22 protein-coding genes are annotated in these 20603 nt (G+C 62.2%); 8 read left to right on the top strand and 14 right to left on the bottom strand.

Annotated elements, in window-relative coordinates:
• Window positions 1–2: 2 nt before the first annotated feature.
• Together Q0936_RS08770 and Q0936_RS08765 are read right to left on the bottom strand one after the other, a co-directional pair.
• Window positions 3–1220 (bottom strand): biopolymer transporter ExbB, encoded by a 1218-nt coding sequence (locus Q0936_RS08770; protein ID WP_299295165.1) that lies wholly within the window; start codon window positions 1218–1220, stop codon window positions 3–5.
• Window positions 1221–1294: 74 nt separating this feature from the next.
• Complete coding sequence (locus tag Q0936_RS08765; protein ID WP_299295167.1) at window positions 1295–1825, bottom strand: gamma-glutamylcyclotransferase; 531 nt, start codon at window positions 1823–1825, stop codon at window positions 1295–1297.
• A 65-nt stretch (window positions 1826–1890) separates the two neighbouring features.
• Here Q0936_RS08765 and Q0936_RS08760 point away from each other — a divergent pair, with 65 nt between their 5' ends.
• On the top strand, window positions 1891–2889 hold the full coding sequence (locus tag Q0936_RS08760) for a DUF2125 domain-containing protein (protein WP_299295169.1): 999 nt from the start codon (window positions 1891–1893) through the stop codon (window positions 2887–2889).
• Between the two features lie 13 nt (window positions 2890–2902).
• Here the strand turns inward: Q0936_RS08760 and Q0936_RS08755 are convergent, their stop codons facing one another.
• From Q0936_RS08755 to Q0936_RS08740, 4 genes are all read right to left on the bottom strand, one after another.
• On the bottom strand, window positions 2903–3664 hold the full coding sequence (locus Q0936_RS08755) for an extensin family protein (protein WP_299295171.1): 762 nt from the start codon (window positions 3662–3664) through the stop codon (window positions 2903–2905).
• Window positions 3661–4572 (bottom strand): prephenate/arogenate dehydrogenase family protein, encoded by a 912-nt coding sequence (locus Q0936_RS08750; RefSeq protein WP_299295173.1) that lies wholly within the window; start codon window positions 4570–4572, stop codon window positions 3661–3663. The genes Q0936_RS08755 and Q0936_RS08750 overlap by 4 nt, the downstream gene beginning before the upstream one ends.
• On the bottom strand, window positions 4569–5657 hold the full coding sequence (gene hisC / locus Q0936_RS08745; protein ID WP_299295175.1) for a histidinol-phosphate transaminase: 1089 nt from the start codon (window positions 5655–5657) through the stop codon (window positions 4569–4571). Before hisC ends, Q0936_RS08750 begins: the two co-directional genes overlap by 4 nt.
• A gap of 344 nt (window positions 5658–6001) precedes the next feature.
• Window positions 6002–6421, bottom strand: coding sequence for a hypothetical protein (locus Q0936_RS08740; RefSeq protein WP_299141776.1), 420 nt, complete (start codon window positions 6419–6421; stop codon window positions 6002–6004).
• Between the two features lie 107 nt (window positions 6422–6528).
• Between Q0936_RS08740 and Q0936_RS08735 the strand changes: the two genes are divergently transcribed.
• Window positions 6529–7284 (top strand): helix-turn-helix transcriptional regulator, encoded by a 756-nt coding sequence (locus Q0936_RS08735; protein WP_299295177.1) that lies wholly within the window; start codon window positions 6529–6531, stop codon window positions 7282–7284.
• Here Q0936_RS08735 and Q0936_RS08730 read toward each other — a convergent pair whose 3' ends face one another.
• The 5 genes from Q0936_RS08730 to Q0936_RS08710 all read right to left on the bottom strand — a co-directional run bounded on the left by Q0936_RS08730 (window position 7285) and on the right by Q0936_RS08710 (window position 13051).
• The gene (locus Q0936_RS08730; RefSeq protein ID WP_299295181.1) at window positions 7285–7917 is read right to left on the bottom strand and encodes a DUF3726 domain-containing protein; all 633 of its coding nucleotides are present in this window, start codon (window positions 7915–7917) and stop codon (window positions 7285–7287) included.
• Window positions 7917–9599, bottom strand: a complete 1683-nt coding sequence (locus tag Q0936_RS08725) for a hypothetical protein (RefSeq protein ID WP_299295183.1) — start codon at window positions 9597–9599, stop codon at window positions 7917–7919. The genes Q0936_RS08730 and Q0936_RS08725 overlap by 1 nt, the downstream gene beginning before the upstream one ends.
• An 18-nt stretch (window positions 9600–9617) precedes the next feature.
• Complete coding sequence (locus tag Q0936_RS08720) at window positions 9618–10613, bottom strand: membrane dipeptidase (protein WP_299295186.1); 996 nt, start codon at window positions 10611–10613, stop codon at window positions 9618–9620.
• Window positions 10613–12064: an aldehyde dehydrogenase family protein gene (locus tag Q0936_RS08715; RefSeq protein ID WP_299295188.1), complete on the bottom strand. Its 1452-nt coding sequence runs from the start codon at window positions 12062–12064 to the stop codon at window positions 10613–10615. Before Q0936_RS08715 ends, Q0936_RS08720 begins: the two co-directional genes overlap by 1 nt.
• A gap of 84 nt (window positions 12065–12148) precedes the next feature.
• Window positions 12149–13051 carry a LysR family transcriptional regulator gene (locus tag Q0936_RS08710; RefSeq protein ID WP_299295190.1) on the bottom strand — a complete coding sequence of 301 codons (903 nt, stop codon included), beginning with the start codon at window positions 13049–13051 and terminating at the stop codon, window positions 12149–12151.
• A 103-nt stretch (window positions 13052–13154) separates the two neighbouring features.
• Between Q0936_RS08710 and Q0936_RS08705 the strand changes: the two genes are divergently transcribed.
• Entirely contained in the window at window positions 13155–13499 is a 345-nt protein-coding gene (locus tag Q0936_RS08705) for a RidA family protein (protein WP_299295192.1), read from the top strand.
• 4 nt (window positions 13500–13503) lie between these two features.
• Here Q0936_RS08705 and Q0936_RS08700 read toward each other — a convergent pair whose 3' ends face one another.
• Window positions 13504–13989: a DUF2867 domain-containing protein gene (locus tag Q0936_RS08700; RefSeq protein WP_299295194.1), complete on the bottom strand. Its 486-nt coding sequence runs from the start codon at window positions 13987–13989 to the stop codon at window positions 13504–13506.
• A gap of 165 nt (window positions 13990–14154) precedes the next feature.
• Window positions 14155–14775 carry a 30S ribosomal protein S4 gene (gene rpsD, locus Q0936_RS08695; protein WP_299295196.1) on the bottom strand — a complete coding sequence of 207 codons (621 nt, stop codon included), beginning with the start codon at window positions 14773–14775 and terminating at the stop codon, window positions 14155–14157.
• Between the two features lie 440 nt (window positions 14776–15215).
• On the opposite strand from rpsD, the gene Q0936_RS08690 reads away from it, so the two are divergent.
• From Q0936_RS08690 to Q0936_RS08670, 5 genes are all read left to right on the top strand, one after another.
• Window positions 15216–16055 (top strand): EAL domain-containing protein, encoded by an 840-nt coding sequence (locus tag Q0936_RS08690; protein ID WP_299295199.1) that lies wholly within the window; start codon window positions 15216–15218, stop codon window positions 16053–16055.
• A 138-nt stretch (window positions 16056–16193) separates the two neighbouring features.
• On the top strand, window positions 16194–17369 hold the full coding sequence (locus tag Q0936_RS08685) for an acetyl-CoA C-acetyltransferase (protein WP_299295201.1): 1176 nt from the start codon (window positions 16194–16196) through the stop codon (window positions 17367–17369).
• A 141-nt stretch (window positions 17370–17510) separates the two neighbouring features.
• Entirely contained in the window at window positions 17511–18233 is a 723-nt protein-coding gene (gene phbB, locus Q0936_RS08680; protein WP_299141795.1) for an acetoacetyl-CoA reductase, read from the top strand.
• A 326-nt stretch (window positions 18234–18559) separates the two neighbouring features.
• On the top strand, window positions 18560–19507 hold the full coding sequence (locus Q0936_RS08675; RefSeq protein ID WP_299295203.1) for a transcriptional regulator GcvA: 948 nt from the start codon (window positions 18560–18562) through the stop codon (window positions 19505–19507).
• Entirely contained in the window at window positions 19504–20373 is an 870-nt protein-coding gene (locus Q0936_RS08670; RefSeq protein ID WP_299295205.1) for an EamA family transporter, read from the top strand. Before Q0936_RS08675 ends, Q0936_RS08670 begins: the two co-directional genes overlap by 4 nt.
• Before the next feature lie 4 nt (window positions 20374–20377).
• Here Q0936_RS08670 and Q0936_RS08665 read toward each other — a convergent pair whose 3' ends face one another.
• Window positions 20378–20542, bottom strand: a complete 165-nt coding sequence (locus Q0936_RS08665) for a DUF465 domain-containing protein (protein ID WP_299141798.1) — start codon at window positions 20540–20542, stop codon at window positions 20378–20380.
• Window positions 20543–20603 lie beyond the last annotated feature (61 nt).

Here is a 20603-nt window from a genome sequence, read left to right as displayed (position 1 = left end):
GGTCAGCCGTCCCCTTGCACTGGATTATTGCGCGGGCCGCGCCCGCCATTGTTGCCCTGCTTGCGGTTTTGGCCGCGCGGTTGGCTGAGTGCGGTTGCCAGCGCCGAAATGTCGGTGCGCAACTCGGCCATGGTCTCTTGGCGGCCTGCGCTGATCTCTTCGAGGATACGCAGCATCTGGACGTCGATCGACCGCAGACGCATCCGGCTTTCGGCGTCGATACCGTCGCCTGTGCCCTGACGTTCAATCACTTCGATCAGGCGTTCCTGCCCTTCGGCCACGCGGGTCAGTGCATCGCCGCCCGCATCGCGCGCCTGCATTTGCGTGGTCATACGGTCCACCGCATCGGCCAGTTTGCCCAGCTTGTCGTCCACCATGGATCTGCTGATGTCCGACTGTGTGAACATGGTTTGCAGGCTTTCCATCTGCTCGGCCAGATGGTCGATCACGCCCGCCATCGCACTCTGGTCACCGCCGCTTTCGCCTTCGGCACTGAGACCCACACGGGTGATGGAGCTGAGCCATTCCTCAAGCTCGCGGTAGAACCGGTTTTGGCCGTGACCTGCAAACAGTTCCAGCAGACCCACAACAAGCGATCCCGCAAGCCCCAACAGCGACGATGCAAAGGCAACGCCCATGCCATCCAGCTGCGATTCAAGGCCGGTCATCAGACGGCCAAACACCTCAACGCCTGCTTCACCCTCTTGCGGGGCGAGGCTGCGGATGGTGTCGACCAGCGCGGGGACGGTTGTGGCCAGCCCGTAGAAGGTGCCCAAAAGACCGAGGAAAATCAGCATACTGACGATGTAGCGCGTGATTTCCCGCACCTCGTCGATCCGTGTCGCGACCGAGTCGAGGATGGATCGCGTGGACGAGGCCGAAAGCTGCATGCGCGCCCCGCGGGACCGCAGCAGCGACGCCAAAGACGCCAGCAATTGCGGGGCCTTGCCGCTGGCGGTCGGGCCGTCGGCCGCAAACCCTTCGATCCAGCGCACAGAGGTGAACAGTTGGTACACCATCCAGAAACATGACGCGACGCCGATCAGGAACACAAAGGCGATGAACCCGTTCAAATACAGGTTGGCCTGAAACACCGGCAAAACGCTGGGCAATGCGAAAACGGCCCCGCCCCCAAACAGGATCAGGACGCTTAGCATCAAAATAATCTGCCGCACCGGGTGTGAGAAATACGGCTGTGCCTCGGGTGTGGTCTGCGCCATGGGCTGGCTCCTGACCCCTATTCTGCTCTGGTTTCGCGGTAATCTATCGGGTTTTAGGCAAAAGCGCCAAGCATTTATGCCGAAATCGCTGCGACGCGGCGTGACAGCCAATCAAGGTCGGGGTCCGCCACGCCCATGTCCGCCAGATGCTGCGCCGTGTTGTAGAGATAATCACGGTTTGGCCCCCGCCCGCCGACCGCATGCGCGATGATCTGCGCCTGCTCTTCGAGCGGTAGGCCGCCGCAATACTGCGCGTGGTCCGGGTCGATGACATAGGTGACAGCCGTGACGATACGACCGTCGGCCAGCGTCAACTCCAGGTCGCGTTCAAGGTAGGCTGACGAGATCAATTCGCGTGCGCGCAGATATTCCAGCGTGGCATCTTCGGTTCCGGGGGCCACGCGCAGGGCCACACCTGCGCACTGTGCCTCCGGCACGGCATCAAGGGCCAGGACCAACCCCGGCTCCGCCTCGGAACCCCGGTGGTGGATCGACCGCATGCAGAACGACCGCGCCCAGCCGGGCAATGTCGCCATCACCTCTTCGGCCACGTCAAAGCCAGGGTTCCACAACAGGCTGCCATAGCCAAATACCCACATGCTCATTCTCTCTGGTCCTCTTTGCACCGGGTGGGGTAGACCCGATTTCGGATCAGAGGGAAAGAGGGCCAATGCGCAAAATCCTTTGGGTTGTGATGCTGGCACTGCTGGCGTGGTGCGGTTGGTGGTGGCTGGCCTCGGCTGGTTTGCGTGGCGGCGTCGAGGCCTGGTTCGACGACCGTGCCGCCGAAGGCTGGCAAGCCGATCTGGGCACCGTCGAGGGCGGCGGTTTCCCGTTGACCCTGCGTGCGGGTTTGCGCGACATCGCCGTGGCCGATCCTGACGCTGGCCTTGCGGTTGAGACCGCCGCTTTGGACATCAGCGCACCCGCGTGGTGGCCCGGCGACGTAACCGTCCAACTGGATGACGGGCCTATCCTGCTCGCCTCCCCCCTGGGCCGTTCGACACTGACCATGCAGGGCGGAACGATGGCGCTGCAGCTCCATCCCGGCACGGCCCTCGAACTGGAGGCACTGGGTTGGACCGCTGGCGCTTGGCAAGTGAGTGACGCATCGGGTGTGCAAATGTCTGCGGATGCGCTGACGCTCACCATGACCCAGACAGAGGGGGCAACTTACGACCTTGTTGCGCGGGCCGACACCTTTGCGCCCGGCGATGCAACGCGCGCGGCACTGCGCCTGCCCGACAGCATTCCGGCCGCTTTTGACAGCTTGCAAATGCAGGCGACCGTGACGTTTGATACCGCATGGGACCGCCGCGCCCTTGATCAGGCCCGCCCTCAACCGCGCCGCATCGACCTGCATTTGGCAGAGGCGCGCTGGGGCGACTTGCGGCTGAACCTGTCGGCGGCGTTGGACGTTGATCAGACGGGTGTGCCAACAGGCACCGTCGCCATTCAGGCCGAGAACTGGCGTGCCATGCTGGACGTGGCGCAAACCGCAGGCATTCTGCCGCCGCAACTGCGTGGGCAGGCCGAGGGCATCCTGAACGCCCTTGCCGGTGCGTCAGGCAATGCGGAAACGCTGGATGTGGAACTGACACTCGACGGTGGTGCGGTACGGCTCGGCTTTATTCCCATCGCCCCGGCGCCACGGTTGATCATCCGCTGACACAGCGCAGGCGTTACCGGCAGTAAGACCCGCTGCGATACCGCGCCGTGTCAAAGTGGAAGTGGTCACGGTGAAACCGGTCCGCATTGGGGCCAAGCACAGTGCCGAAGGGACCGCACGCCGCCCGGTGCATGGATTTCAGTGCCCGCCCATGCCGCGAATTCCAATCATTGAGAACCGTCAGGCGGGTGCCGTCACGCATGGTAAAGGCAGAGATGTCGATGGCGCGCCCCTTGCCATGTTCCGAGATGCGCGCGCCGGGTTGGTTGTTGCGCGTCCGGCAGGCGTAGTGCGCAGCAACGCGGTATTCCGACAGCCCACCACCGACACGGCGCAGCGCGGGCTTGGCCCCGTTTTCTGTCCATTGCTTCAATGCTTTGGCCGTGTTGCAATCCATCAGCGCGGGTTGGCTCAGCGTGACACCTGCCACTGATTTCAGCCGCACCGCTTCGGCAATGCCGCAGCCCGCGATGCGCCCCGGAACGGCCCCAACGACGTCGCCTTGGAGCTCGGGATCGCCACACACCTGCCCCTTGCGCCGTTCGGCGCGACGCCCCATAGCGCGCTGCACAATGGCACCGGGACGTAAATTGGGGCGCAACGTGCTCTGAGGCACAGGCAGAGCTGCCGCGACAACAACTTGTTCCAGATTGGGCACCGGTACGCTCGTGTTGCGCGCATCTGTTCCCGCCCGCGCCACTGGCCGCTTTGAGATGTCCGGCCCAGCCGCAACAGCGCCCGCCAGAACCACGCATATCAGCGCAAGGGCTCTCACCGCTTGCTCCCACGGCCAAAGTCGGGCGCATCGGTGTCCTGTCCCGCCTCAATGATCCCACGACGAATGGCGCGCGTGCGGGTGAAATAGTCGTGCAGGTGGTCCCCGTCGCCGGTGCGGATGGCCCGTTGCAGGGCAAACAGCTCTTCGGTGAAACGGCCCAGAATTTCCAGCGTCGCGTCCTTGTTTGTCAAAAACACGTCTCGCCACATGGTCGGATCCGACGCGGCAATGCGGGTAAAGTCCCGAAACCCGGCGGCCGAGAACTTGATCACCTCACTGTCGGTCACGCGTCGCAGGTCATCGGCCACGCCAACCATCGTGTAGGCGATAAGGTGCGGCGCATGGCTGGTCACCGCGCAGACAAGATCGTGGTGATCCGGTTCCATCTGCTCGACATTCGACCCCAGCGCCTCCCAAAAGGCGCGCAGTTTCGCAACTGCGGACGGATCACTGCCCTCGGCAGGAACCAAGAGGCACCAACGATTGTCGAAGAGTTCGGCGAAACCCGACTCTGGCCCTGAGTGTTCTGTACCGGCCATGGGGTGACCCGGCACGAAATGCACACCTTCGGGCAAATGCGGACCCACGGCGTCAATCACGGCGCGTTTGACCGACCCGACATCGGTGACTGTGGCGCCGGGGGCCAGATGCGGCGCCATCTCTGCCGCGACCGCGCCCATGACCCCAACCGGCACACACAAAACGATCAGGTCCGCGCCTTCGACGGCTTCGGCCACGCTGTCGCAAACGCGGTCACACAGGCCAATGCGGCGCGCCGTGTCCCGCGTGTCTGCGGTGCGGGCATAGCCCGTGACTTCACCCGCAATCTGCCCACGTTTCATCGCCCAAAACATGGACGAGGCAATCAGCCCAAGCCCGATCAGGGCCACACGGTTGTACATCATGCCGCCGCCTCTTCGCGCCAGCGTGTCAGCGCGGCAATCACGCGGCCCGTTTGGTCCGCGTCCCCAACCGTGATCCGCAAGCCTTCGGGGAACCCATAACCGGCAACCCGCCGCACCAGGATACCATCCGCGTTCAGCGCGGCCTCGGCGGCGTCCGCCTCTGCCACCGACCCTGCGCGGGCCAGTACAAAGTTTGTCTCGCTGTCATCACAGGCCAGACCCAATTGCCGCAACGCACCGGTCAGGCGCGCACGTTGTTCCGCGTTGCGGGCCGCACATTCCGCGACCCAATCGGTATCCAGAACCGCCGCTTTCGAAGCCGCAAGCGCGACGGTCGACAGGTTAAAGGGCTGGCGAATACGGTTCATCACGTCGATCAACTCTTGTGGACCGTAACCCCAACCCACGCGCAAACCGCCCAGACCGTAAATCTTGGAAAACGTGCGTGTCATCAACACGTTGGAACGTATTTCAGCCAGAGAAAGTCCACCATTATACCCGTCTGCATATTCGGCATAGGCCGCGTCGATCACGAGGATCACATGGGCGGGCAAGTCATCGGCCAGCCGCATCAATTCGGCATCAGGCAGGCGTGTGCCAGTTGGATTGCCGGGGTTGGTCAGCAACACAATACGGGTCCGGTCAGTGACCGCACCCAATATCGCATTCACATCCACAACCCGTTCATTTTCCGGCACGCACACGGGGGTTGCCCCCGCCATCTTTGCCAGAATGGGGTACATCGAAAATCCGTGTTCCGTGTGTATGATCTCGTCTCCGGGACCGGAAAACGCCTGTGTCACAAATTGCAGCACTTCGTCCGATCCCACACCGCAAATCACGCGCTCCGGTGCCACACCCCAGGTCTGGGCAATGGCCCCGCGCAGGGACGCGTGATCGGTCGAGGGGTAAAGATGCATACCTGCGGCCGCCTCGGACAGCGCGCGTATCGCGCTCGGGACGGGGCCAGCCGGGTTTTCGTTCGAACTCAGCTTGAGCACATGTTCAACGCCAGCCAGATGCGACGCACCCCCCTGATAAAGGGCGATGTCCATGATGCCGGGCTGTGGCGTTATGCTGGTCATTGGGCTCTCCTTCCCGTGTCGGGCCTGTTTTAGGGGCCAGACCCGGTGGTGACCAGTGACAAAAGCGCCCGCGGCCCCGTCGGGTCGCGCGTGCGGGGGCCGAAAAATCGGCCCCCGGTTCCGCGTGAGTGGAAGCTTGTGAATTGATCGTGCGGTGATCGGGGTCGGCGAACTGCTGCAAGGGCCGCCGAAATAGGCGATACGTCACAGATGCAGTTGGCGCAGGGCATGTGCAGCCGGTCGGGTGCACAGAGGGGTAGGATGATGACTCCAAATCACTTAACCAATACGTCAACCTACCACAGGTTGCATTTTTGCCTAGTCGATTCGTTGCCTACGAGAAATCAGGCGCGTGCTGGCCGCCACAACGGCCCAACAGCCGCCCCAAGAACCAACAGGTTGAACAGCGCGTTGGACGCCGTACCGGATGCAATCGACCCCGCACTGTCCAGAACGTACCACGCCAGCAGACCCGTCAACACGGTCCGCCGCACGCCTTCGGGTGCCGCGTCGTAAACCCACGCCTGCAAACACCAGATCGTGACACCCCACCCAAGCAGGAAACCACCCGCCAGCGCCGACAGAAACCGCGTCCCGTAGGCGTCATATGTCGGCAGGCCGTTCAACGGCCAGCTGATCAGGTCAAGCGTCCACCGCGCAGGCTCTGATGTTGCGGCCATCGTCCCGAAAAAGAACACCGGCCCAAAAGAGCCGATCACCACGGCAGTGATCTTGAGCCAGAATTTGTGGAAGTCTTGGGTCATGCGCTGTCTCCATGTGTTGCGATACGTGGCCTAGGTCAGGTGCAGGACAGCGATCAATTACCTCGCAGGTAATGGTTTGAGGGCACACGACCCGCTAAGCTGCGCGCATGACGGATTTCCCAGGCACATTGCGCACCTGGCGCAAGGCAAGACGCTTTAGCCAACTTGATCTCGCGGGCGAAGCGGACGTGTCCGCGCGCCACATCTCTTTTCTGGAAAGCGGGCGCGCGCATCCCAGCCGCGACATGATCGGGCGGCTGTGCGATGCGCTGACCCTACCGCTGGATGCGCGCAATCAGATGCTGACCCATGCCGGATTTGCCGCACGCTACCCGGCGCGGGCCTGGGATGCGGCGGACATGGCCCCGATCCGTGCCGCCGTGGATCACATGCTCAAGGCGCACGCCCCCTTCCCCGCACTTGCCATCGACAAGCTGTGGACGGTTGTGGACATGAACGGGCCGGCCGCTGCACTTTTTGGCGGTCTGGGGGTCGGGCCCGGCGACAGCCTGCTAGACCTGATGATGTCCGCCAGTTTGCCCGAGGTGATTGAGAACTGGGCCGACGTGGCGCATCACACCTGCCAGCGTTTGCGCACAGAAAGCGCGGCACAGGGTGGCATAGCAGCACTGGACCACGTTGCCGACCACCTTGCCACAGTTCCGCGCCGCCAACGCACGCCCATCGGGCCTGTGATCCCGACCATCCTCAACACCGGCGCGTTTCGTCTGTCGGTTTTCGCCACGATTGCCCAGCTTGGCACGCCCGACGATGTTCTGTTGGATGATCTGCGGGTCGAACTGTACTTTCCCACGGATGCCGCCAGCGCGGCGGTGCTGCGCACTCTGGCGGGCGTGGCCTAGTCAGGCAGGCCCGGCGCCCGCTGCACGCGACGCTTCGGTGTTTGGGGCAAGCGTGCGGTGGCCAAAGTCGATCAACGCCTGCCACGCTTCGAGGTCCGTCGGGCACCGTGCGGGCGCATCCTGTGCAGCCCGCGCCGCCTCTGGCGGAGGCACAACAGTCACCTGATCCGCCCACGCCATGCGTTCATCCCCGTCACCGCCCCAAACAGCGGTGCCATCTGGATACACGTCGCACCAAGAACGCGCCCATTTTACCCGCAAAACCACACCAGCTTGCACCGCCGCCATCGACACAAATGGCACCAATACATCGGGACACGCCGTGCGCCCGAGCGTCACATCGCCCCCGGCCGCAAGAACCGCTGCCCGATCCGACACCGCGGCCCCCGCCGCAATGGGACACACCCAACCGCAAGCGCCACGCCACGGCCCCTCATCCGAGAGCGGCAAGGCGTCGGCATAGCGCACCGTGTCGATCTGAGCCAACAGCGCCGCCAGCAATTCAGGCCCGCGCTTGCCCCAGGCGGACAAGCACCGCGTGGCTTTGCCCGCCTCTTCGGCCAAGCCCCAGGGCAAGCCCGCCCCACGTGCTGCCCGTTTGGACAGGGCCTCAATCTCGTTCAGCGAATACATCACCCGCCCGCCGCCTGCGCGGGATAGGCCCAGTCATCCTCCTGCACATGGCTCAATTCGTGCGGAAACGGCGCGTTCTGGAACATCGTGATCCGCACCCAACGGTCGGATCGCGGGTCGAAATGGGTGGCGCCAAAGAACGACAGTTTGCAGCGCAGCAAGTCAATCGGCAGCATGTCCGCCGCAATCGTGTTGTCGCGGATCTCGGCATAGGGATGGCGCATCGCGATTTGGACCCGCCGCACCATGTGGCGATGTTCCGGGTGGCGCAGCAAAAACGCGGCCACCGGCTCTGTCGACGACCATTGCTGCAAATCCTGCGCAAGCGCCGCCGCATCCCGTGCAGGTGACAACGGTTGCTCATAAGGCTCGATGGGTTCGTCAAACCGTTCACCCAGCCGCGGTTCCAGCTTTTCCTCAGAGGTGTACCAGACCCGCGCGACCTGTGCGGGTGCATCCCAGTCCTGTTCCAGTGCCCAGTCAAACACAGTATCAAGGCCCACGCGCAGGTCGCCGATGCGCATTTGCCCGTCGATGGCAAATTCGGCGTCTTCGTCCGCGCCCATGCCCATGGTCAGGTCATCAACAAGCGCGCCGTAGGGTTCCAGAACCAGCGACACGAGCTGTTCCTGCCCTTCGAGGCTCAGATGCGTCTGCGACCAGTCACACAGCCGATCCCACGGTCTTTCCCCGACCAACGCACCCCCGGCCACATGGTTCTGCACAGCGCCCAGATCAGCGGCAAGCGCAGCGATCTTTTCGACCTGCAACGGGTGCTGTGATGTCCAGATGGCTGTGTTTTCGACCGCCCGCTGCAACACGTCCGCAAACGTCCTTTGCGCGGCCTCTGTGGCAACTGGAACCGCACGCACGCGCGCCAGTGCCGTCTCGCGGGCCGCAATCCAGTTGTTCAGCAGCACAGGATGATTGACGATAAACGGCGCCATACCCAGCCCGGTTGAATTGCCAACACCAAACCGGCGCCGCAGGTCCGGCGCGATGGTCACCGCGGTGTCAGGCGCGCGCAACCGCGCCATGTGTTCCACCAGATCGAGCGTAAAGGCGCGGATCAGGAACACCGTCAACATCTCTGTCTGGAAAGGCTGCGTGCCGGGTGTCAGGTCTGCGGCACCGAACTTGCCCGCGCCATAGACCGCCGTGGTGCGCATCAGATAGCCGACTTGCGTAATCTGCTCTGCATCCGGCTGTTGCCCCGCCGCAAGCCGCGTCAACACGTGCTCAAACAACCGCACGGACCGGTTTGCGCGACTCAACGACAGCTCGGACGTGGACACACGGCCCGCCTCTTGCTTGGGAACATTGCCCGTCAGCCGAACGATATCGTCCTGTGTCGGCACACCGTCGAACAGGGCAAAGGTCGCATCCCAGGCATGCGCAATCACCCGGTCCGAACGTTGATCATCGGGCAGATCATGGCCAAAACAGACGAGGCTCAGTGGACCATCAGGCCCTTTGGCCGTGTAGACAGCAGTGCCAACACCACGGACATCCAGGTCGAACACGGGCCGCTCGAACGTCCACGCCTCGCGGCTGAGTTTGCGCAGCAACGTGCGCATGAAAGACAGCCGACACTGATGAAAGGACCCCATGCGCGCCAGACGCATGACCAGATCGGGACTGCGCAGCGCAGTCTGCGGGGGATGTGCCAGTGGTGATGCCATGTCCTCAGCCTCCTTGCCCTATGCCGAGCCTGCGCCCTGCGGGGTGAAGTTGTCAGCATAAAAGCGGTACCAGTTCCCGCCCATGATCCCAGCGACATCCTCCGCGCTCATGCCCGTGGCGCGCAGACCGTCCTCGATATTGCCGAAATCCCGGTTGTCGCGAAACCACGCGGGCATCGGGGGGAACCCCGGCGCAGCCGCCGATCCCTCGCCATAGTCGATCTCTTTGCTCCAGCGCCCTACGCGCATCCATTCGACCACGCTGTCGGGTTGATCCTGACAGAGATCGGAGCCGATCCCGATCCGGTCCATGCCATAACGGTCCGCCGCGCGCGCCATGGCATCGCAAAACGACTGCAAGGTGCAGTCCGACCCGTCCTTGAGGTGGTGCGGATAAAGCGAAAAGCCCAGCATCCCCCCGTGCGACGTCACCGCCTCGATCACTGCATCACGTTTGTTGCGCAAAGCCGGGTGCCAGTCGTGCGGGTTGGCATGGGTGATGGCAATTGGACGCTCGGACAGCTCTGCCGCCTCGATGGTCGACCGGTCCGCCGAATGGCTCATGTCGATCACAAGGCCCACGCGATTCATTTCCTTGATGACCTGCCGCCCCATGCGCGTGATGCCCGTGTCGTGCGCCTCGTAACAGCCCGTCGCCAGCAACGACTGGTTGTTATAGGTCAACTGCATGAACCGCGCGCCCAGACTGTGCACGATTTCGACCAGACCAATGTCGTCCTCGATTGGGCTGGGGTTCTGAAACCCGAAAAACACCGCCGTCTGACCAGCGGCACGGGCGCGGTCGATGTCACCGGCCCACACCCCCTTGGTGATCAGGTCCGGATGGGCCTCAAACCACCGGTTCCACTGCTCAAAGTTCAGCACAGTCTCACGGAAATTCTCGTGATAGGCGATGGTCACGTGCACCGCATCCACCCCACCTTCGCGCATCTGGCGAAAGATCTTGGGCGACCAGTTGGCATATTGCAGGTTGTCGATCCGGGGCGCTGTCATCACATTGGCGTTCCTGCACTGATGTAGGCCGTCTTGACCGTTGTATAAAACTCCGCCGCCGCCTTGCCCTGCTCGCGCGGCCCATACGAACTGTCGCCGCGCCCGCCAAAGGGCACGTGATAGTCGGTCCCCGCAGTGGGCAGGTTCACCGTGACAACTCCGGTCCGGGCATTGCGGCGGAAATGTGTGGCACGCGCCAGGTTCTGCGTCACGATACCAGATGTCAGACCAAATGTCGTGTCGTTCACCGTGGCCAGGGCGGCCTCATAGCTGTCCACTTTGATCACGGAGGTGAGCGGCGCAAACATTTCTTCGCGGTTGATGCGCATGTCATTTGTCGTGTTCAGAAAGACACCCGGCGACATGTAATAACCGTCATGCGGCATCTGCAGGCGGACACCACCACAGGCCAGCTCGGCCCCCTCGGAACGGCCCAGATCGACATAGGCCAGGTTTTCCGCCAACTGCTGGGCGCTGACCACCGGACCGATCTGCGTGCCGTCCTGCAACGCATGCCCCACGGTCATCGCCTGCGCCCCTGCCACCAGTTTGTCGACAAAGGCGTCGTGAACCGCCGCATGCACAACCAGTCGCGACGACGCGGTGCATTTCTGACCCGTCCCGCCAAAGGCCCCGCCCAGCGCCAGTGACACAGCCAGATCCAAGTCGGCATCGTCCATGACCGCCAGCGCGTTTTTCGACCCCATTTCCATCTGCACGCGCGTCAGGTTCTGAATGGCCGCCGCCGCGATCCCCTTGCCCACCGGCACCGAGCCGGTGAACGAAATCGCGTTGACCTTCGGACTTTCGACCAGTCGTTGCCCGATGTCGCGCCCGGACCCCATCACCAGGCTGAACAGCCCCTTGGGTATATCCTGACGTGATATGATTTCTGTCAGTGCCACGGCAGAGGCCGGCGTGATGTTCGCCGGTTTCCACACAACCGCATTGCCGTAGCAAAGGGCCGGCGCGATCTTCCATGATGCGGTGGCAGTCGGGAAATTCCAGGGCGAGATGATCGCCACGACGCCCACGGGTTCGCGCCGCACGTCAATCTCGACACCATCGCGCACCGAATCCGCGTTTTCACCCAGCTGGCGCAGGCACTCCGCCGCATAGTAGGTAAAGAACTGACCGGCCCGGTAAACCTCGCCCTTGCCTTCGGCCAGCGGCTTGCCCTCTTCCCGGCTCAGAAGGGTGCCAAGCTCTTCGGCGCGCGCCATCATCTCGGTGCCGATGGCCGACAGCACCGCCTGCTTGCGCTCCAGCCCATATGCCGCCCATTCCGCCTGTGCGCGCTGCGCCTGATCAAGCGTGTCATCCAATTGATCCGCGCTCGCTTGGGCAAAGACGCCCACTAGGTCGCTCAGATCCGACGGGTTGTGGTTTTCGATTTGCGAAGTGCCATCAACCCACTCTCCGGCGATGTAGTTCTGTCCATGGTCTTGCATGCCGGTCCCCTGCCCGTTGGTCTTGCGACCTCAGAGTTACGTGCATCCGGCGATTCAGGCACTCGAAATTTTCTGAACCAGGCTTCAGCGATCCTGAACCGGCTCGACCGCCAACTGCGCCGCCCCCTGCATCTGCGCGACCAGCGCGGTAAAGGCCTGCACCGCAGGGGCCAGATGTGCGGGGCGCGCGGTGACCATGTGGACCGTCCGGCGCGCAGTAACATCCGTCAACGGCAGGAACACCAGATCCGACTGTGCCTGTGACAGCGCCATTCGGGGCAGGACGGTGATCCCGACCCCTTCGCGCACAAGGCTCAACAGCGACGTCAGATTTGGCACCCGCATCCGCGACTCGGCAAGGATAGGCTGGAAATCCGGGTCGGTGATCATTTCGCACATGCCGTTGGAAATCAGCCGGTGATCCGCCATGTCGCTCCAGGTCAGGCTGTCCCAATCGCGCGCCAGCGGGGCATCGGCACGGCACACAACACCAAACGCATCGCTGAACAGGGCGCGGCGCGTCATGCCGTCGATCTCGGGCAGTGACCCAATGCCAACATCTGCGCGGTCGCGGGACAACTCGTCCGCTATGGCACCGGAATCCATGTCGCGAATGTCGATCTGGATTTGTGGGTGCGCGGCAACAAAGGCCTGGACGACCGGCGGTAGAACAACACTGGCCACGGAGGGCGTGACCGCCAACCGCAGATAGCCGAACTCGGACCGCGCCATGCCTTCAATGACCGACACGGTTTTGGCAAAATGGCTGACCTCACGGCGTGCCTCGTCATAGATCAACCGCCCCAACGGGGTCAGCCGCGACTTGCGCGCAGTCTCGAACAGGGGTGCGCCCACGTGTTCTTCGAACTGCTTGAGCATCATGGAAACAGCCGACGGCGTGCGCCCAAGCGCCTCGGCAGCGTCCGCAAGGCTGCCGCGCTGCGCGACAGCGGTGAAACACCGCAGCATCTCCAGCTTGATCGCCAAATTCAGCACCCCTGAAGTCAATTCAACTTGTTTCTGTTTGCCTTAACCCGCCTTCCAAGTCCATGAGGGGCGCGCAATGGCAACTGACACAAGGCATCCCCCTATGACTGAACGCATCGACACTGGCGCACGCTCTTCCAAGATCGTGAAACACAACGGCATCGCCTATCTGACCGGTCAGGTGGCCGAAGGCGACACGATCCAGGATCAGGTCCGCACGTGCCTGGCCAATATCGAAACGCTGCTCGACCGTGCCGGTTCATCCAAGGAACATATGCTGCGCGTCACCATCTGGCTGGCAGACATGCAGGATTTCGCCGGAATGAACGAAGTCTGGAATGCGTGGGTGCCCGCCGGTCACGCGCCCGCCCGCGCCTGCGGTGAGGCCAAACTGGCGCGTCCAGAGCTCAAGGTCGAGTTCATCGTGGACGCTGTTTACGACCTGTGATGCGTCAGGCTGCGTGCGGCGGCGACACCGGCGCACGCGCCACCCGCGCAAGCGCGTCGCGGGCAATCAGGATGTGAAACGGCATGATGGCCGCGAGGTAAATCCGCCCGCCCACGTTGTGCGGATGCACCCAGGTGGCCAGCGACACAACTCCGTCCTCGGACCGCACCGACACCCGAAAATCGAGATGTTTGTCGTTGAACCCCGCGATCAACTCGGTCCCGGTTTCACTCTCGACCGGAAACGGGCCCAGCTTGTCCGCAGCATTTGGGCCATCCTGAGACAGTCCAAACGGCGCCGTCACAAGCGCCCGCAACCGTACCAGCGCTTGCGCCCAACCGGGAAAGGCCGTGATGATCTCGGCGGCAGTGCGGGGTGAGGCGGTGCTGGACACGCAATAACAATCCAGAAAGTCGCCGCGCACAACACGCGTTTGCAGCGCACTCTTCGGGGACAAGTTACAGGCAGAAACGCGGGGGCCAGTGAACATGGGGCTCTCCTTGGACAATGCCCTGTCACCCTATGCGCGACTTTGGCGTCCGCCCCTGCGACACGTGCGCATCCTCACAGCGGCAAAACGTCCCGTCGCACAGCAAAAAGGGCCGCCCGATCCGGGCAGCCCTTGAAATCTCGCGAAACAGGTAGTCCTGCGCGCTTAGTTCTTGGCGTAGAATTCGACCACGAGGTTCGGTTCCATCATCACCGGATACGGCACATCGCCCAGCGCAGGGGTGCGCACGAATGTCGCCGTCATCTTGGAGTGATCCGCGTCGATATAGTCCGGCACGTCACGCTCGGGCAGTTGTGTTGCCTCGATCAGAACCGCCAGTTGCTTGGAACGGTCACGCACTTCGATCACGTCGCCTTCCTTCACGCGGTAGGAGGGGATGTTGACCTTGCGGCCGTTTACACGGACGTGACCGTGGTTCACGAACTGACGCGCGGCAAACACTGTGGCCACGAACTTGGCACGGTACACAACCGCGTCCAGGCGGCGCTCCAGCAGGCCGATCAAGTTTTCACCGGTGTCGCCTTTGACACGCTCGGCTTCGGCATAGATGCGGCGGAACTGCTTTTCGGTCAGGTCGCCGTAGTAGCCCTTGAGCTTCTGCTTGGCGCGCAGCTGGATACCGAAATCCGACAGCTTGCCTTTGCGGCGCTGACCGTGCTGGCCGGGGCCATATTCACGACGGTTGACGGGGGATTTGGGGCGACCCCAAATGTTTTCGCCCATGCGGCGATCAATCTTGTACTTGGCAGCTGTGCGTTTTGTCACGGCTGATCTCCTTCGTTCAGGTTTCGAAGGGCGTTGTCCTCTGACCGGATTTTGCCGGACCGACAGGAAACCCCTTGCGGGGGCCACCAACACCAATGAAGCCGCGCTTATACGCAGCGCCAAACCAGAGTCAACGACCTATTCCCCGACGCATCGCGCACCGAATCCAAAGCAATTGAAACGGAGCCACAGAAAAACCAGCGCATCTTTCTATAAAAATCGACCGAACATCACGGCAACATTAACCGCGCCGTGCCAGAACACTGCCGGACCATCGCCGCAGCACGTCCCTAATGATCAATTTTTCAAAGCTATTGGCCCGATGAACCCTTCACTTTGGTTAACAACTAAAATTGGAACAAAATGCAAACATTAAGACCAATTTTACGACCTCACGCCAATGATCACATAACTTTGAGACAAGGGGATGGCTGCTGCCCATGGCCAAATTCAAACCAATTGATCTGCCGTCTGGCGCCGACAACCCGCTCAATGCGGCGGTGATGAACCGGGACCGTGACACACTGGAAATGGTGACACAGGCGGTCAAACATCAACAGACCTTGCTGGCGTTCCAACCTGTGGTGATTGCCCAGGATTCGGGCCGCGTCGGGTTCTATGAGGGCCTGATCCGCGTCATGGACGATACCGGTCGCATCATTCCGGCCAAGGATTTCATGCCCGTCGTCGAACGGGCGGAACTGGGCCGCGAAATAGACGTTGTCGCGCTGAACATGGGCCTGCGCACGTTGCACGAAAACCCGTCGGTGCGGATTTCGATCAATATGTCGGCGCGGTCCATCGGATACCAGCGCTGGATGCAGACGCTGAACCGCTGGCTGAAAAAAGACGCGACCGTCGGCGAACGCCTGATCCTCGAAATCACCGAGGGGTCGGCCATGGACCAGCCTGAACTGGTTGTCGACTTCATGGACCGGTTGAGCGCGCGTGGCATCTGTTTTGCGCTGGATGACTTTGGCGCGGGCTACACCGCGTTGCGGTATTTCAAGGAATTCTTCTTTGACGTGCTCAAGATCGACATGCAGTTTTGCGCGGGCATTGCCGACGATCCCGACACCCAGGTTCTGACACGTGCGATGATCCAGATCGGGCATCACTTTGACATGCTGGTGGTCGGTGAGGGTGTGGAACGCGCCGAAGACGTCGAGATGCTGATGCAATTGGGTGTCGACTGCTTGCAAGGCTACTATTTCCAGGCCCCGCAGGTCCGGCCCGGCTGGCTGGCCAGTGAACGGCGCAAGGCGGGTATGCGCGCCTGAGACACCCTGTCCGTTTGCGACTACGGCGCGAATCCGGTATCGCACGGTCAATCGCGGGGCAATCTGGGGCCCGCACAACGTGCAGACGGACGTGCATGTCTCGGATTTCCTCGTTTAACTGACAGAGGATTTTCCCCCATGACAAACATCGTCATTGCATCTGCTGCCCGAACTGCCGTTGGCAGTTTTGGTGGTTCATTTGCCAACACGCCCGCCCACGACCTTGGCACAACAATGCTTGAGGCCATCGTCGAACGCGCAGGCATCGACAAATCCGAAGTGTCCGAAACCATTCTGGGTCAGGTTTTGACAGCCGCACAGGGCCAAAACCCTGCACGTCAGGCACACATCAACGCAGGCCTGCCCAAAGAAAGCGCCGCATGGGGCATCAACCAGGTTTGCGGCTCCGGCCTGCGCGCCGTGGCATTGGCCGCACAACACGTTCAACTGGGTGACGCCGACATCGTCGCCGCGGGTGGTCAGGAAAACATGACGCTCTCCCCCCACGCCGCAGCCCTGCGCGCCGGTCACAAGATGGGCGACCTGAAATACATCGACACGATGATCCGTGACGGTTTGTGGGACGCCTTCAACGGCTATCACATGGGTCAGACGGCCGAAAACGTCGCCGACCAATGGCAGATCACCCGTGACGCACAGGACGAATTCGCCGTCGCCAGCCAAAACAAGGCTGAAGCCGCCCAAAAGGCCGGCAAGTTTGTGGACGAGATCACACCCTTCACCGTCAAAACCCGCAAGGGCGACATCGTCGTCGATGCTGACGAATACATCCGCCACGGCGCCAACCTCGAAGCCATGGCCAAAATGCGCCCCGCCTTCACCAAAGAGGGATCCGTCACCGCGGCAAACGCGTCGGGCCTGAACGATGGTGCCGCCGGTGCATTGGTGATGAGTGCCGACAACGCGGAAAAGCGCGGCATCGAGCCACTCGCCCGCATCGCATCCTACGCAACTGCTGGCCTCGACCCGTCCATCATGGGCGTGGGTCCGATCTATGCCAGCCGCAAGGCATTGGAAAAAGCGGGCTGGAGCGTCGATGACCTCGACCTCGTCGAAGCAAACGAAGCATTCGCCGCACAGGCCTGCGCCGTGAACAAGGACATGGGCTGGGATCCGTCCATCGTGAACGTGAACGGCGGCGCCATCGCAATTGGGCACCCTATCGGTGCATCCGGCGCGCGCGTCCTCAACACACTGCTCTTTGAAATGCAGCGTCGCGGCGCCAAAAAAGGTCTCGCCACTCTCTGCATCGGCGGCGGCATGGGCGTTGCCATGTGCCTCGAACGCCCCTGATCTGCGTTCCGGCGGTGCCACCGGGCACCGCCACCCCTCCCAAAACTTTTGCCAAAATTGCCATTCGCGAACGTAATAATGTTGCGCTCATCCGGCAATTGAGCGAAATAAAATGAAATTCACTCAAAAGGAGTTCTCCTCATGTCCCGTGTAGCACTTGTCACCGGCGGATCGCGCGGTATCGGCGCGGCCATCTCAACCGCCCTCAAGGACGCAGGTTACAGCGTCGCCGCAACCTATGCCGGCAACGACGAAGCCGCCGCCGCCTTTACCAGCGAAACCGGCATCAAGACCTACAAGTGGAACGTGGCCGACTACGACAGCTCCAAGGCTGGCCTTGAACAGGTCGAATCGGACCTGGGCCCTATCGACGTGGTCGTCGCCAACGCCGGTATCACCCGTGACGCGCCGTTCCACCGCATGACACCCGAGCAGTGGCACGAAGTCGTCGACACCAACTTGACCGGCGTGTTCAACACCGTTCACCCGATCTGGCCCGGCATGCGCGAGCGTAAATTCGGCCGCGTCATCGTCATCTCTTCGATCAACGGTCAAAAAGGCCAGTTCGCCCAGGTGAACTATGCCGCGACCAAGGCAGGCGATCTGGGCATCGTCAAATCGCTGGCGCAGGAAGGCGCGCGCGCAGGCATCACCGCCAACGCAATCTGCCCCGGCTACATCGGCACCGACATGGTCATGGCCGTCCCGGAAAAGGTCCGCGAATCCATCATCGCGCAGATCCCCGCTGGCCGTCTGGGCGAACCAGAGGAAATCGCGCGCTGCGTCGTGTTCCTCGCCTCCGACGATTCGGGCTTTATCAACGGCTCGACCATCTCGGCCAACGGCGCGCAATTCTTCGTCTGATCCGCGCATAGACATGACAAACATGAAAAAGGGCCGGTGCAACACTGCACCGGCCCTTTCCTAATCCCGTAAGATGGCGCGCGCGCATCAGCGGGAAGTCTTGGCTCCGAACAACCAGCTCCAGGCGCCAGCCAGAACCGCACCGCGGTCTGTGTGGGCTTGTTGCATGGCTTGACGAACGGTGGCGTTTGCAGATGTCTCGAACATGGTGTCTCTCCCTTAGGGCGCTGAACGATGTGACTTGAATTGAAATGAATATGCGCGCTGAACCGCCCCACGACAAACGAGACTTTTCATCACGTCACACAAGCTGTACTTAACTGACCATGTCGGATCGCCTGCCCCCTCTCACCGCCCTGCGTGCCTTCGACGCCGCCGCGCGCCACATGTCCTTTGCCAAGGCCGCCGAGGAATTGCACGTCACCCCCGCCGCCCTCAGCTTCCAGATCAAATCGCTGGAACAGCATTTGGGCGCCCCTGTGTTTCGACGTTTGAACCGAGCGGTTGAATTGACCGACGCGGGCAAGGCCCTCGCGCCCGGTGTTCAAGACGGATTTCAAACGCTCGCCGCCGCTTGGCGATCCGCTGAAAGAACGCAAGACAATCATACCCTTACAGTGACAGCAGGCCCGGCGTTTACCTCAAAATGGCTGGCCCCGCTCCTCTACGAATTTGCGCACAGGCACCCGGAGATTGAATTGCGGTTCTCCGCCTCGCTCAAGCTCATGGACTTTGGTCGTGACGCCATCGACGTGGCCATCCGCTTTGGGCGTACCACGGACGAGGGGCTCTATTCCGTGCCTCTGGCCCAGGAATGGGTCTGCCCCGTGATGACCCCCGCCATGGCCGAACGGTTTCCGACCCCCCAAAGCCTGACAACTGCGCCGCTGATCTTTGACGACAGCATAAATTACCTCAACCCGCGCAGCGACTGGGAAACCTGGTTCCGGGCGATGGGGATCGAACACGCCCCTACCCACGGGCCGCGGTTCAGCCAGGCGGATCACGCCGTTGACGCCGCTCTGGCCGGGGTGGGCGTTGTGCTGGGACGGCGCGCGCTTGTGGTCAAGGATCTGAATGACGGGCGACTTGTGGCCCCCTTTCCGGTCGCGCTCGACACCGGCGCGCGTTTCCGGTTCCTCTGTGCAAGCGGGGCCGAAACACGGCCCCATATCGCCGCGTTTCGGGACTGGATTATTTCCGAAATAGAAAAGAACGCGCATATAACCAACGCGATGACACGCGTACCTGCCTCGGATTATCAACGCCCATGACACGCGGCACAGCCACCTGGATCGGATTTGGCGCGGTTGTCCTCTGGGGCACGTTGGCCCTGTTTACGGTCGGTTCCGCGCCCACGCCCCCGTTCCTGTTGAACGCTATTTGCTTTTTGATCGGCGGCACATTGGGCATGATCTGGACCGCCGCCACCGGTGGGCTGTCGCAACTGCGCGCGGTGCCGTTGCGCGTCTATGCCTTTGGGACGCTTGGGCTTTTTGGCTATCACGCGCTCTACTTTTCCGCGCTGCGCCTCGCCCCCGCCGCCGAGGCCAGCCTGATCGCCTATCTCTGGCCCCTGTTGATTGTTCTGTTGTCCGGGCTGTTGCCGGGGGAAAAACTGCGCGCGGGCCATGTGGTCGGCGCGGTGGTCGGGTTTGCGGGTGCCGCCCTGATCGTCACAGGCGGCGCGAATGGGTTCGAGGCAGACGCCCTGCCTGGTTACGCATTAGCGCTGGCCTGTGCGCTGACATGGTCGAGCTATTCGGTTGTATCGCGCCGGTTCGGCACGGTGCCGACGGCGTCAGTGGCGGTGTTTTGCCTCGCCAGCGCGGCTTTGTCCGTGCCGCTTCACCTGATGACCGAGCAAACGGTTTGGCCCCAGGGCCTGTTGGGCTGGGCCAGCGCGGTTGCCCTGGGCCTCGGGCCGGTGGGCCTTGCGTTTTATGTGTGGGACATCGGGGTCAAACGCGGCGATATCCAGATTCTCGGCACCGCATCCTATGCGGCGCCGTTGCTGTCGACTGTGGTCCTGGTGGTGGCTGGCGTTGCGGCGCCCAGCGTATCGCTGGCCGGGGCCGCAATCCTGATTACAGCCGGTGCGCTTCTGGCCGCACGTGCGAGCTTTAGGTCACGGGGTTAGTCCATCAGCCGGACAGGCGCGTGATCTCTTCTTTCAGTTTCAGCTTTTGCTTTTTCATCGCGGCAACTTCGACGTGATCCGTGCCGGGGGATCGCTGGGCCAAGTCAACCTGATCGCTCAGGCTCTGGTGCTTCTTTTTCAACTCTTCGAGATGGGCTGTGATGCTCATGTAGTCCTCCTTGCTGACAAAGTGCACGTCCAGCCAAGCACAAGATATGCGCCAAGTCACG

Source organism: uncultured Tateyamaria sp. (assembly GCF_947488715.1).
Lineage (GTDB): Bacteria > Pseudomonadota > Alphaproteobacteria > Rhodobacterales > Rhodobacteraceae > Tateyamaria.
The sequence above is the reverse complement of the archived record's forward strand: the minus strand, read 5'-3'. Positions and strand labels throughout refer to the sequence as shown.